This is a genomic window from Ruegeria sp. I3 (genome assembly GCF_056532525.1).
In genome coordinates this window covers 469,527-481,920 of the sequence record NZ_JBQFNI010000002.1, presented here as the reverse complement: position 1 = coordinate 481,920, position 12,394 = coordinate 469,527, and the positions used below count along the sequence as shown (strand labels likewise).

The 12,394-nt window shown below is 56.6% G+C and carries 12 protein-coding genes and 1 tRNA gene; 7 read left to right on the top strand and 6 right to left on the bottom strand.

Annotated features, from left to right (window positions below):
- The first annotated feature begins 75 nt into the window (after positions 1-75).
- The 3 genes from gltX (at position 76) to ACR0L9_RS06725 (ending at position 4,005) form a co-directional block, all read left to right on the top strand.
- A complete protein-coding gene (gene gltX, locus ACR0L9_RS06735) occupies positions 76-1,482 on the top strand; it encodes a glutamate--tRNA ligase (RefSeq protein ID WP_170732307.1) in 1,407 nt (468 codons plus the stop codon).
- Between the two features lie 114 nt (positions 1,483-1,596).
- Positions 1,597-2,892, top strand: a complete 1,296-nt coding sequence (gene gltA / locus ACR0L9_RS06730) for a citrate synthase (protein WP_170392967.1) — start codon at positions 1,597-1,599, stop codon at positions 2,890-2,892.
- A gap of 171 nt (positions 2,893-3,063) precedes the next feature.
- A complete protein-coding gene (locus ACR0L9_RS06725; RefSeq protein WP_170510120.1) occupies positions 3,064-4,005 on the top strand; it encodes an autotransporter domain-containing protein in 942 nt (313 codons plus the stop codon).
- Between the two features lie 9 nt (positions 4,006-4,014).
- Here ACR0L9_RS06725 and ACR0L9_RS06720 read toward each other — a convergent pair whose 3' ends face one another.
- Positions 4,015-5,082: a PA0069 family radical SAM protein gene (locus ACR0L9_RS06720; RefSeq protein WP_480895300.1), complete on the bottom strand. Its 1,068-nt coding sequence runs from the start codon at positions 5,080-5,082 to the stop codon at positions 4,015-4,017.
- Between the two features lie 315 nt (positions 5,083-5,397).
- On the opposite strand from ACR0L9_RS06720, the gene ACR0L9_RS06715 reads away from it, so the two are divergent.
- Both ACR0L9_RS06715 and ACR0L9_RS06710 read left to right on the top strand, forming a co-directional pair.
- The gene (locus ACR0L9_RS06715) at positions 5,398-6,096 is read left to right on the top strand and encodes a corrinoid protein (protein WP_170392964.1); all 699 of its coding nucleotides are present in this window, start codon (positions 5,398-5,400) and stop codon (positions 6,094-6,096) included.
- A 101-nt stretch (positions 6,097-6,197) separates the two neighbouring features.
- On the top strand, positions 6,198-6,863 hold the full coding sequence (locus ACR0L9_RS06710) for a DUF1638 domain-containing protein (protein ID WP_480895299.1): 666 nt from the start codon (positions 6,198-6,200) through the stop codon (positions 6,861-6,863).
- 3 nt (positions 6,864-6,866) lie between these two features.
- Here ACR0L9_RS06710 and ACR0L9_RS06705 read toward each other — a convergent pair whose 3' ends face one another.
- Complete coding sequence (locus tag ACR0L9_RS06705) at positions 6,867-7,277, bottom strand: SufE family protein (RefSeq protein ID WP_480895298.1); 411 nt, start codon at positions 7,275-7,277, stop codon at positions 6,867-6,869.
- Between the two features lie 141 nt (positions 7,278-7,418).
- Between ACR0L9_RS06705 and ACR0L9_RS06700 the strand changes: the two genes are divergently transcribed.
- Complete coding sequence (locus tag ACR0L9_RS06700; protein WP_170405998.1) at positions 7,419-7,943, top strand: hypothetical protein; 525 nt, start codon at positions 7,419-7,421, stop codon at positions 7,941-7,943.
- Here ACR0L9_RS06700 and rnd read toward each other — a convergent pair.
- The 3 genes from rnd to purM form a co-directional block, all read right to left on the bottom strand.
- Positions 7,940-9,097: a ribonuclease D gene (gene rnd / locus ACR0L9_RS06695; RefSeq protein WP_170392960.1), complete on the bottom strand. Its 1,158-nt coding sequence runs from the start codon at positions 9,095-9,097 to the stop codon at positions 7,940-7,942. The two genes, ACR0L9_RS06700 and rnd, sit on opposite strands and share 4 nt — an antisense overlap.
- Before the next feature lie 110 nt (positions 9,098-9,207).
- Positions 9,208-9,804 (bottom strand): phosphoribosylglycinamide formyltransferase, encoded by a 597-nt coding sequence (gene purN, locus ACR0L9_RS06690; protein ID WP_480895297.1) that lies wholly within the window; start codon positions 9,802-9,804, stop codon positions 9,208-9,210.
- Positions 9,801-10,847: a phosphoribosylformylglycinamidine cyclo-ligase gene (gene purM / locus ACR0L9_RS06685; RefSeq protein WP_480895410.1), complete on the bottom strand. Its 1,047-nt coding sequence runs from the start codon at positions 10,845-10,847 to the stop codon at positions 9,801-9,803. The genes purN and purM overlap by 4 nt, the downstream gene beginning before the upstream one ends.
- A gap of 107 nt (positions 10,848-10,954) precedes the next feature.
- Between purM and ACR0L9_RS06680 the strand changes: the two genes are divergently transcribed.
- A tRNA-Ile gene (locus ACR0L9_RS06680) sits at positions 10,955-11,031 on the top strand.
- 2 nt (positions 11,032-11,033) lie between these two features.
- Here the strand turns inward: ACR0L9_RS06680 and ACR0L9_RS06675 are convergent.
- Positions 11,034-12,353 (bottom strand): ATP-binding protein, encoded by a 1,320-nt coding sequence (locus tag ACR0L9_RS06675; protein WP_480895296.1) that lies wholly within the window; start codon positions 12,351-12,353, stop codon positions 11,034-11,036.
- Between the last annotated feature and the right edge of the window lie 41 nt (positions 12,354-12,394).

Sequence of the window (12,394 nt, the reverse complement as noted above, 5' to 3'; positions counted from 1 at the left end):
TGCCCCCGTCCTTCGGGCTGGGTAGATAGTCGCCAAACTATGCCCGCTAAGGTTACCAAAAGGTTAATCCACACCATGTCCGATCAGGTCGTCACCCGTTTTGCCCCCTCTCCCACCGGATTTCTGCATATCGGTGGCGCCCGCACTGCTCTGTTCAACTGGCTTTATGCGCGGGGTCGCGGCGGCCAGTTCCTGTTGCGGATCGAGGATACCGATCGGGAACGTTCCACGCCGGAAGCAACAGCGGCCATACTGCAAGGCATGGACTGGCTAGGGCTTGATCATGACGGTGAGGTCGTCAGCCAATTCGAGGGTGCCCCTCGACATGCAGAGGTCGCGCATCAATTGCTGTCCGACGGCAAGGCATACAAGTGCTTTTCGACGCAGGAAGAAATCGCTGCATTCCGTGAACAGGCGCGGGCCGAGGGGCAGTCGACCCTGTTTCGCAGCCCGTGGCGCGAGGCTGACCCTGCCACACATCCCGACGCACCTTACGTGATCCGCATCAAGGCTCCGCAAGACGGTGCCACTGTGATCCGCGATCAGGTGCAGGGCGATGTCACCATTCGCAACGATCAGTTGGATGACATGATCCTGCTGCGTTCGGATGGGACTCCGGTCTATATGCTGGCCGTTGTGGTTGACGATCATGATATGGGCGTGACTCATGTGATCCGGGGCGACGATCACCTCAACAACGCCGCCCGTCAGATGATGATCTACGAGGCGATGGGTTGGGATGTACCAGTCTGGGCGCATATCCCTTTGATCCATGGACCCGATGGGAAAAAGCTCAGCAAACGTCACGGTGCGTTGGGGGCGCAAGAATATCAGGCCATGGGATATCCGGCATCCGGAATGCGCAACTATCTGGCTCGGCTGGGCTGGAGCCATGGGGATGATGAGTTCTTTACCGATGCCCAAGCTAAAGAGTGGTTCGATCTGGATGGCATTGGCAAAAGCCCGGCGCGGTTTGATGTGAAGAAGCTTGAAAACCTTTGTGGACAACATATTGCCGTCGGGGAAGATGCCGCGCTGCAGCATGAAATTCAGGGATATCTGAAGTCAGCTGGTTTGCCGCCGCTTTCCGAAACACAATCCAGTGATTTGGTCCGTGCGATGTATTGCCTCAAGGACCGCGCACGCACGTTCCCGGAACTCATTGAAAAAGCTCATTTTGTGCTTACGTCGCGACCTATCCAGCCAGATGAAAAGGCCGCAAAGGCGCTGGCATCTGTATCCGACGGTATACTGAAAGAATTGACGCCGCAGCTGCAAAATGCTAGCTGGTCCCGGAACGAACTGGAGGAGACCCTGAATTCGTTCGCAGAGGCGAATGGGGTTAAGTTCGGCAAATTGGCTGGTCCGCTGCGGGCGGCACTAGCGGGCCGGGCAGTTACACCTTCGGTATTTGACATGATGCTTGTGCTTGGGCGCGATGAAACCCTGGCGCGGCTTTCTGATGCAGCGAACCCGGCCTGATTTCACATAAGGGTAACGCTGCTCCGTTAAGAACGGACTGCGCGACGGAACGCAGTCGTTGCCTGCTTTGTCGGACAGCGATCCGGCATGCGCACGAATGAAGAAGGGACAAACATGACCGAGAGCAAAAAATCAGCCAAACTGACTGTCCACGGCGAAAGCTATGATCTGCCGGTGTTTTCTCCGACCGCTGGGCCCGATGTGATCGATATCCGCAAGCTCTATGGTCAGGCTGGCGTCTTTACTTATGATCCGGGTTTCACGTCCACCGCAAGCTGTGACAGCACCATTACATTCATCGACGGTGACAAGGGCGAGTTGCTGCATCGCGGTTATCCGATCGAACAGATCGCCTCGAAGTCGCATTTCCTCGAACTAAGCTATCTGCTGCTGTATGGCGAGCTGCCTTCGGCGAAGGATCTGGAGAACTTCGAGACCACAATCACCCGCCACACGATGCTGCACGAGCAGATGCAGTATTTCTATCGCGGATTCCGCCGGGATGCGCATCCGATGGCCATCATGGTGGGTGTTGTCGGTGCCATGTCTGCGTTCTATCACGATTCGACCGACATCGCGGACCCGCGTCAGCGTGAAGTAGCTTCGCACCGTTTGATCGCAAAAATGCCGACCATCGCGGCCTGGGCCTACAAATACCATATCGGTCAGCCCTTCGTGTATCCGCGCAACGACCTGGACTATGCGTCAAACTTCCTGCGCATGTGTTTTGCCGTTCCTGCCGAAGATTACGAGGTGAACCCGATTCTGGCACGCGCCATGGATCGTATCTTCATGCTGCAGGCGGATCACGAACAGAACGCCTCGACTTCGACGGTGCGTCTGGCATCTTCTTCGGGTGCAAACCCGTTCGCCTGTATCGCGGCCGGTATCGCCTGTCTCTGGGGTCCGGCCCATGGTGGTGCGAACCAGGCTTGCCTTGAAATGCTGGAAGAGATCGGCAGCGTGGACCGCATCCCCGAGTTTATCGAGCGCGCCAAAGACAAAGATGACCCGTTCCGTCTGATGGGCTTTGGCCACCGCGTCTACAAGAACTTCGATCCACGCGCGAAAGTGATGAAGCAATCGGCAGACGAAGTACTTGACCTGCTGGGCGTAGAAAACAATCCCAAACTACAGGTCGCGAAGGCGCTGGAAAAGCAGGCTCTGGAAGATCCGTATTTCATCGAAAAGAAACTGTTCCCGAATGTCGACTTTTATTCGGGCATCGTGATGGAAGCGATGGGCTTCCCGACCTCGATGTTCACGCCAATCTTCGCGTTGTCACGTACCGTTGGCTGGGTTAGCCAGTGGAAAGAAATGATTGCCGATCCACAGAATAAGATCGGACGCCCACGTCAGCTTTATCTGGGCGCGACCAACCGCGATTACGTGGACATCGAAAACCGCTGATCCACACACAATATCGATGTTAAGACCCCGGTTATCCGGGGTCTTTTTTTCCGTAGCGTTACCAAAATGAGACCGTTCGAAACCAAACGTAAATGACTGTTTCGATGCATCTTTCCGCACTGCGTTAGTCCGCCTAATGTTGCCGCGTCCGGCGAATAGTGTTTGGTTCTCATGCGTTTAATCCTCTTGTTCATTATGTTGCTACTTGCGCAATCGGCATCCGCTCAAAGCGTGCTGGAACGTGCTTTTGAGAAGCAGCAGCAGGAAAACGCCGCCGGGTCGTTGGCAATCTTAGGGCTAGCAGGCATCCCGGACGATTCTGCCAGCGCAATCTCGCTGCAGTCAAATACAGACAATCGCGATTACGATTTCAAATCCGCCCAGCTGGGCGGCGGGTTTCGCCTTGCTGAGGGCGTGCCGATCTATCTTGAGGGGTATATAGGCTACGCACGCTATGACCCCGTTCTGACCTTCAGCGGCACCGGAGATACCACGCGTATTCCGCTGAAATGGACCAGCCTCGCCCTGACCGGCGGTGTCGGCTATCAGTTCGACATCGGCGAGTATTGGAAAATGACCCCGATGGCCCATATCTCGGTCGGACGTACGCAATCCGACGCATCTGTCGGTGCGCAAGCCATCGCCAACCGCCTGGGGCTTGATCGAGACTTTCTCGAAAGCGGCGGCATCTGGGCTGGTGGCGCAGGCGGATCGATGACGGTCTCGTACGAAAAAGCTCTGTCCAACGATCGGGAATTCGAGGCGAGCCTGCGCTATACCCATATCGAATACTGGCCTATCGGAGACAACGAGGACTTGTTGGTTGAATCAACTGCCGCAAATGCAGTTCTGTGGTCACGCTACCGCTTTCCAACTGGAAAACGCATGTTCGGTCGCCCGGTCCGCTGGGTGGGCGATCTGTCCCTGTCCTATCTGATCGGGGATCAGTCACTTGTATTGGGCACCGACTGGCTGGCCCGCGTAGGTGGTGGGATCGAGGTCGATCTGTCTGACACATGGGTGCCTTGGGTATCAACGACACGGTTTATGGTCCGCTACTACGGCAGCGATACCGTCAACGGATTCTCGGCCGGTATTGGCATTAGTTTCTGAACCAAGGCTTCAAAACAAAGCCAGTTGATCACCGGGCTGGGGTGGAGGTGCAAACGCCGCACAGTTCAGAGGCGGCATGTCTGTCGACAGCCCGAGACGTTTGACTGCGGCCTTGAACCGTTGCGCAATCATCTCGGCATAGGTTCCTCCGCCCCGCATGCGGTGGCCCCACCGGGGGTCATATTCCCTACCCCCATGCATTTCGCGCAGCCGTGCCATCACCTTCTCAGCCCTGCCCGGCTGATGTTCGATCAACCACTCGCGCCAGAGCGCGGATACTTCACGGGGAAGCCGCAGCATGATCCAGCTTGCAGCATCGGCGCCAGCCTGCTTTCCGGCCTCCAACAGGTTTTCCAATTCATGATCGGTTAAACCGGGAATCACCGGAGACGTCATAACGCGCACAGGCACGCCAGCCTCGGTCAGGTTGCGGATCATTCCGAGCCTGCGCTGCGGTGAAGGCGCCCGGGGTTCCATCCGTCGGGAAAGATCGCGGTCCAATGTGGTCAGCGAGATGCCAACCCGGACAAGGCCATTGCGGGCCATCGGTGCCAGAATATCAAGATCACGCTCGACCAGAGTCCCCTTGGTCACAATACCGACCGGATGCTGAAAATCTCTCAGAACCTTTAGACAGCTTCTTGTTATCTTGCGGTTTTTTTCGATCGGTTGATAGGGATCGGTGTTGGTTCCCAGTGCAATCGTGGCCACCTTGTAAGAACGTGCTGAGAGTTCGCGACGCAATAGCTCAGCCGCATTGGGTCGCGCAACAAGGCGGGTTTCGAAATCCAAACCCGGAGACAGCCCCAGATACGCATGCGTTGGCCGAGCAAAGCAATACACGCATCCATGCTCGCAGCCCCGATATGGGTTTATGGATCGGTCAAAAGGTAGGTCCGGCGACTTGTTATAGGTGATCAGATTGCGCGCCATTTCTTCCCGAACTTCGGTCCGCAACGGGGGCAGTTCCTCTGGCAAATCCCAGCCATCTTCGGTCAACTCGGTTGTAAACCTCTCGAATCGACCTGCTTCGTTTGAGGTTGCTCCGCGCCCAGGGCTTTTGATGGCAGCAGTCATTTGTTCGCTTTTTGTTCCTATCACTAGATGTAATTAAAACCAGTTTCACTGGCAAGATTCATGTTTCGATTTCCAAAAATCATCAGATGCTCGAAACAGGCGACGCATTAGACTGCAGGTGAATTTACCGTGGCTAATGAAACCAATGCAGGATGATCTTGCAAAATTCGATGTCGCTGAGTGCGAATATTCGGCCTATAGGTCGGTCTCAGAACGACCTAGGTCGCAATCGTCACAGTAGACCTGCGACGAAATGGCCAAAACGGTGAAAATGCCACCACGGGCCGCAGGCCCGCACAGCTCAGGGAAATACCCATGTCTGATGAAGAAGACATCGTCCTGTCCGAACTGAATGACGACGAACTCGTCGAACAGATGTTCGATGACCTTTATGACGGCCTGAAGGAAGAGATCGAAGAAGGTGTGAACATCCTGCTCGAGCGCGGATGGCAACCCTATGACATCCTGACCAAAGCGCTGGTTGGCGGCATGACAATTGTCGGCCATGACTTCCGCGACGGCATCCTGTTCGTGCCTGAGGTTCTGCTGGCGGCCAACGCCATGAAAGGCGGTATGGCGATCCTGAAGCCTCTGCTGGCTGAAACTGGTGCTCCGCGCGTTGGCAAGATGGTGATCGGCACCGTAAAGGGTGACATCCATGACATCGGCAAGAACCTTGTTGCGATGATGATGGAAGGCGCCGGGTTCGAAGTTGTCGATATCGGCATCAACAACCCAGTCGAGAACTACCTCGAAGCGCTGGAAAACGAACAGCCCGACATTCTGGGCATGTCCGCTCTGCTGACGACGACGATGCCTTATATGAAGGTCGTAATCGACACGTTGGTCGAACAAGGCCTGCGTGATGAGTACACCGTTCTGGTTGGCGGCGCTCCGCTGAACGAAGAGTTCGGCAAGGCGATCGGCGCTGACGGTTATTGCCGCGACGCAGCCGTGGCGGTGGAAATGGCCAAGGACTTCATGTCGCGCAAGCACAACCAACTGGCCGGCTAAGGCGCGAGATCATATCGTGAGACTGGCCGTCCTTTTTGGGGCGGCCTTTTTTGTCCGAACCTCGGGCACATATTTAGCTAGAGACCAGCCAGAGAGATCAGATGACCGACTCACAGATCCCAGACGATAACAGCCTGACCCGTCAGGGCTATGTCGCAGCGCACAGCGCCGAGTCGATTCTTCTGATCGCATGTGGTGCACTGGCCCGCGAGATTCTGGACCTGAAAGAACGGAACGGCTGGGATCACATGGCCCTGACTTGCCTGCCCGCCATTTTGCATGTGCACCCGGAAAAGATCACACAGGCGGTCGAGGATGCGGTTGCCAAGCATCGAGACTCATACGACCGGATCTACGTTGTCTATGCCGATTGCGGAACCGGTGGCTTGTTACAGGCAGCGTGCAAGCGACTGGGGGTCGAGATGATCCAAGGGCCCCATTGCTATTCTTTCTTCGAGGGCAATTTGGCCTTTGCCGCGCATGGAGACGATGAAACCACCGCTTTTTATCTGACAGATTTCCTTGCGCGGCAGTTTGATGCGTTTGTCTGGAAACCGCTGGGTCTAGACCGGCATCCTGAATTGCGAGAGATGTATTTCGGCAATTACACCAAGCTCGTCTATCAAGCACAAACTGATGATCCCAACCTCACTCGCCGCGCGCAGGAGTGTGCCGAACGGATGGGGCTGGAATTCGAACGTCGGCAAACCGGCTATGGCGATTTGGAAACCACGCTTGCTGACTGGGCAGCACGCAAATCCACCTAAAAGTCAGGCGCTGGCCAATGCCACTTCGCGAACACGTTCTATCATAGCGCGTAACCCGTTCGAACGTTGGGCAGACAAATGATCCTGCAACCCCAGTCGCGCGAGTTCTCCACCGGCATCAACACTGGGCACCTCGGCCACCGGCAAGCCGTTATACAGGCTACGCAGAACCGCAATCAGGCCCCGAACAATCAGGGCATCGCTGTCACCGTCAAATCGGAATTGACCGCCCTCAATGGTTGGATGCAGCCAGACCTGACTGGCGCAACCATTCACCTTGGTCGCAGGGACTTTGAATGCATCATCCAGAGGCTCCATCGCTTTGCCCTGCTCGATCACATGGCGATAGCGGTCTTCCCAGTCCTCCAGGAACTCGAAATCCTCGACTATCTCTTCGAAGGCTGGCGTTGCCATATCGGGTCCGTCCTTGCGTTACGCATTCACAATTGTGAACTATGCTCAGCGCTACCGACTGTCCAGTCCCCAGCGTGGCTTTTCAAACGATCGAATTTGCGTTAACCCGATGCAGGTAAAGTTGCACAAAGTACTGGGTCCATGCACAAAACTCTGCCTGTTCTGATGATCTCCACAATGGCTCTGTCCGCTTGTAGCAACTGGAGCAACTCAAGCGCGAATCCATCGAACTGGTTTGGCAGCAGCACACCCAGCCCATCCGAAGTATCAGCCGATGACGCTAATGCCTTGGTTCCCGAAAATGCCGACAAAAAAGGCCTGTTCGAACGTCCGGACGCCGAGGATAACAGCGTTCCAATCGCCGTGATCAACGAATTGCGGATCGACCCAACCTCGACGGGCGCAATCATCTATGCGGCTGGCACAGCCATTCGACAGGGTGCGTTCAACGCACAGCTCGCGCGCGTAAGATCTGAAGAACTCAGCAAAAATGGCGTTATGGAGTTCACCTTCCGCGTGGATTACCCGGACTACGCCACTGCGCAGGGCACCGAACGGTCGCGGATGGTTTCAGAAGCCGTCAATGTAAGCCGAAAAGAACTGGAAGGTATTCGTTTAGTTCGGGTCAAAGGTCAGCAGAACGCGTTGGAATCTCGTCGCCGTTAAAGCGAGACAACTTGCACGGCCTGTCCCTTGGCGGCCAAAGCAATCTTGCCTTCGCAAAGCTTCAGCGCGTCCTCGCCAAAAACCTCAAACCGCCAACCGGACATGGCGGGAACTTCTCGTTCGCCTGCAGCGATCTGATCCAATTCCGCGCTGGAGGCGATCAATTTTGCGGCAACGCCTGCGCTTTCGGTCTTTGATTTCAAAAGAACGCGCAGCAAATCTGCAAGTGCAGGGTTGACCTTCAGCTTGTCGCGGCTGTTGTCAATTTTCGGCAATCGGTCTTGCGGGCAACCTACGCCCCGTTTTACCGCCTCCAGAATGCCTTCTGCGATCGCCCCTTTGCGCGCTTCGCGCAGCAACAAGCGCGATCCGCCCAGATCAGAGGGCGTCTTGGGCTTGGTCGAGGCCATCTCGATCAACGCATCGTCTTTGAACACACGGCTTCGTGGCACATTGTTCTCTTGCGCATAGGCCTCGCGGAACTGCGCCAGCTCTCGAACCACGGCCAGAAACTTGGCAGAGTTGGTCCGCGTTTTGACCCGCCGCCACGCCTCTTCCGGGCGAATGTCATATGTCTCGGGTCGGGTCAGTATGCGAAGCTCTTCTGCGACCCAGTGATCCCGGCGCGACTTCTTAAGTTCTGCAGCCAGATGCTCATAGATTTTCCGAAGATGGGTTACATCTGCCAATGCGTATGTTTTCTGCGCTTCCGTCAGAGGGCGCCGTGACCAGTCGGTGAAGCGAGAAGTTTTATCGACCCCTTCCTTGCAAATCTTCCGGACCAGAGTCTCATAGCCAACCTGTTCACCAAAACCACAGACCATCGCAGCGACCTGAGTATCAAACAACGGAGTCGGAAAGACTCCCGCGTCGACCCAAAAAATTTCAAGATCCTGCCGCGCGGCGTGGAAAACCTTGACCACGCTTTCGTCGCTGAACAGCTGGTACAAAGGCTCCAGCGACATGCCGTCAGCCAATGGATCAACCAGAACGGCGCTGTCTTCATCTTCCGATGGCACCGCAAGCTGCACCAGACAGAGTTTCGAATAATAGGTCCGTTCGCGCAGAAATTCGGTATCTACAGTGACATAAGGATATTGTGCAGCAGCCGAGCAGAATGCGGCCAGCTCTTGCGTCGTCGTCAGGGTTTTCATGCGCGGTGCTGTTCTTGCTTTTGGTTATTGTGACTGCCCGTGCCGTCCTCGTCCCGAGCGATATGCGACCATAAGACGAATAACCTTTGCGTGTAAATCACCCCGCCGCGTTAGGGCAGAAGAACTGGGTCTTTGTTGCCCATACAATAACGGCGAAGCACGGCAGGGTAGAGTTTGTGCTCCCAGGTCAACACGCGGGCGGCGAGCTCCTCAGGCGTGTCCCCTACCCGTACACCCACGCGCGCCTGACCCAGAATCGGCCCGTCATCCAACGCTGCAGTAACTTCGTGAACGGTGCAGCCATGTTCGGCATCGCCTGCTTCAATGGCGCGGGCATGGGTGTTCAAACCCTTGTACTTAGGCAAAAGCGATGGGTGGATGTTCAGCATCCGGCCCTGGAAACGCGATACAAATTCACCCGTCAATACACGCATGAAACCGGCCAGACAGACAACATCCGGCTGGGCTGCCATAAGCGGTTTAAGCAGTTCTGCCTCAAACGCAGCGCGATCTTTGCCAAAGGGCTTGTGGTCGACGGCTGCGGTCGGAATTCCGCGCTGTGCAGCTTTCTTCAGCCCTCCGGCATTTGTGTCGTTCGACAATACCAGACATGGTCGGCCTGGATGATCGCCATTCATGCTGTCGACCAGCGACAGCATGTTCGATCCGCCCCCGGAGATCAGGATCGCGACGCGCTTGTGGCTCACAGCAGTTTGCCTGAATAGGCCATACCCGACGCTGCGGTGACCGTTCCGATGCGCGCAACGGATTCGCCTGCCTCTGCAAGCAGTGTTGTAAGCTCATCCGCCTGATCTGCAGCGCAGACAACAATCATGCCGATGCCGCAGTTGAAGGTCTTCAACATCTCGGATTCGGCGATCCCACCGGTCTCGGCCATCCATTTGAACACAGGCGGCAAGTCCCAAGCATTCAAATCAATCTCGGCCCCGAGCCCTTCGGGCAATACGCGCGGCAGATTTTCGGTGAGGCCGCCGCCGGTGATATGGGCAAGCGCGCGAACGCCGCCAGCCCGGATCGCCTGCAGCGCTGGTTTCACATACAGCCGCGTGGGGGTCAGCAGAGCCTCACCCAATGTTCCGCCACCGAAAGGCGACTCTTCCTCCCAGCCCAACCCCGAGATATCGACCAGCTTGCGCACTAGCGAATAGCCGTTGGAATGCACCCCGTTCGAAGCCAGCCCCAGCAGGACATCACCCTGTTCAACGCCCTCGGGCAATGCGGTCCCGCGTTCCATGGCGCCAACCGAGAAACCGGCCAGATCGAAATCGCCGTCAGGGTACATACCCGGCATCTCGGCGGTTTCACCACCAATCAGGGCGCAGCCAGATTGGACACACCCCTCGGCAATTCCTTCGATAATCCGCGCGGCAGTATCGGTGTCCAGCTTACCGGTGGCAAAATAATCCAGGAAAAACAGCGGCTCAGCACCTTGGCAGATCAGATCGTTGACGCACATCGCCACCAGATCGATTCCCACGCCATCGACAACGCCGGTATCAATTGCGATCCGCAGCTTGGTGCCCACACCATCGGTTGCGCCCACCAGAACCGGGTCTTGATAGCCAGCCGCTTTCAGGTCGAACAGAGCGCCAAATCCGCCTAGCCCACTCATCACGCCCGAACGGTTGGTGCGCTTGGCCGCAGGCTTGATCCGATCGACCAGAGCGTTGCCTGCATCGATATCCACACCTGCGTCGGCATAGGTGATTCCGTTTTTGCCCGCTGTCATGGCCAATCCCTCATGAGTGCTTTGCGCGCGGGTTATTCGATTGTGGGCCATGTTGCAACGGTCAGGCTTGACGCGGGCTGCCATCGTGATAGGCAAAGCCCTCAGGCGGGCCTGTAGCTCAATTGGTTAGAGCAGAGCGCTCATAACGCTTTGGTTGGGGGTTCGAGTCCCTCCGGGCCTACCAAATCACCGTCCAATCACGATATCCGCGCATAATCCGCCCAGCCTTTCGCTGCTGCCCAGTCGCAGAATACCACCATGTACGCGCGCGATATCGGCAACAATCGCAAGGCCCAAACCCACGCCGGTGCCCTGATTCTGGTTTCGCGCCGGATCAAGTCGCGTGAAGGGTTTGACGGCCTCGGTGCGTTGTTCGATCGGGATACCGGGGCCGTCATCTTCAACCCGAATGCGTAGTGACTTTGGCGTCATCGAAAGGCTGACCTCGGCGCGTGAACCATAGCGATTCGCGTTTCCAATCAGATTCTCTACTGCCCTGCGCATGGCCGATGGGCGCAGCATTGCCGTTCCACGCCCCTCGACCGAGATTAGTTCAACGTGCTGGCCCGCGCGCTGTGCATCGTCAACGATTTGGCTCAGCCAATTTTCGGGGTCAATCTCTTCGGGTGCGCTCTCTGCAGCGCCACGCGAGAAGTCCAAGAATGCATCCAGCAGCGATTGCATCTCGTCCACGTCTTGCAACAACGGTGCGGCCTCGTCCTCGGGCAACATAGCTAATCCAAGTTTCAGACGCGTCAGAGGTGTGCGCAGATCGTGGCTGACCCCCGACAACATGAGCGTGCGCTGCTCAATCTGCCGCTCGATTCGGGCGCGCATGTCAACGAAGGCATTGCCCGCAGCGCGTACCTCGATTGCGCCACCGGGTGAATAAGGCACGACCCGCCCGCGACCAAAGGCCTGCGCCGCGTCCGCAAGGCGCGTGATCGGGCGCAACTGATTGCGCATGTAGAGAAACGAGATCGTTGTCATCAGAGCCGCAAAGAACACCATCGTCACAATCAGCTGATGCGGTGCTGTCGGCGACAGGCGTCGGCGATCAAACTCTAGCTCAAGCATGCCCAGATTGGTTGCCAGAAAAAGACTCACTTCCTGTCCATTTGGCAGAGCCACATACTGGGTTTCAGGCAACAAGCTGCGCATTTCCGCATCCACCTGCGGGGCAATGAAATCGTACCATCGACGCGGACTGTTTTTCGGCTCTTCATTCGGCGGCAGAAAACGGGCGGTCATGTTCAAGACCGACAAGTCCTGCCGCGCAGCTGCCAATGCCTGCTGCTGGGTTTCCGCACCCTCCATCACGTCCAGCACCAGTGTCACCTCGCGCGCCGCCGTGCGGGTCATCTGGGCGGTCACTTCTTCAAGATGTTTTTGCAAAAAGGCAATCGCCACCACCAAAAGCACGACAATGACCGGCAGTACCAGAATGAGTGCGGCACGCGCATATAGGCTACGCGGCATATAGGGTTTGAGCCATTGGGTCGACATGCGCTAAACCTAGCGGGCTGCCCGGGCAAGAGGAAGAGGTC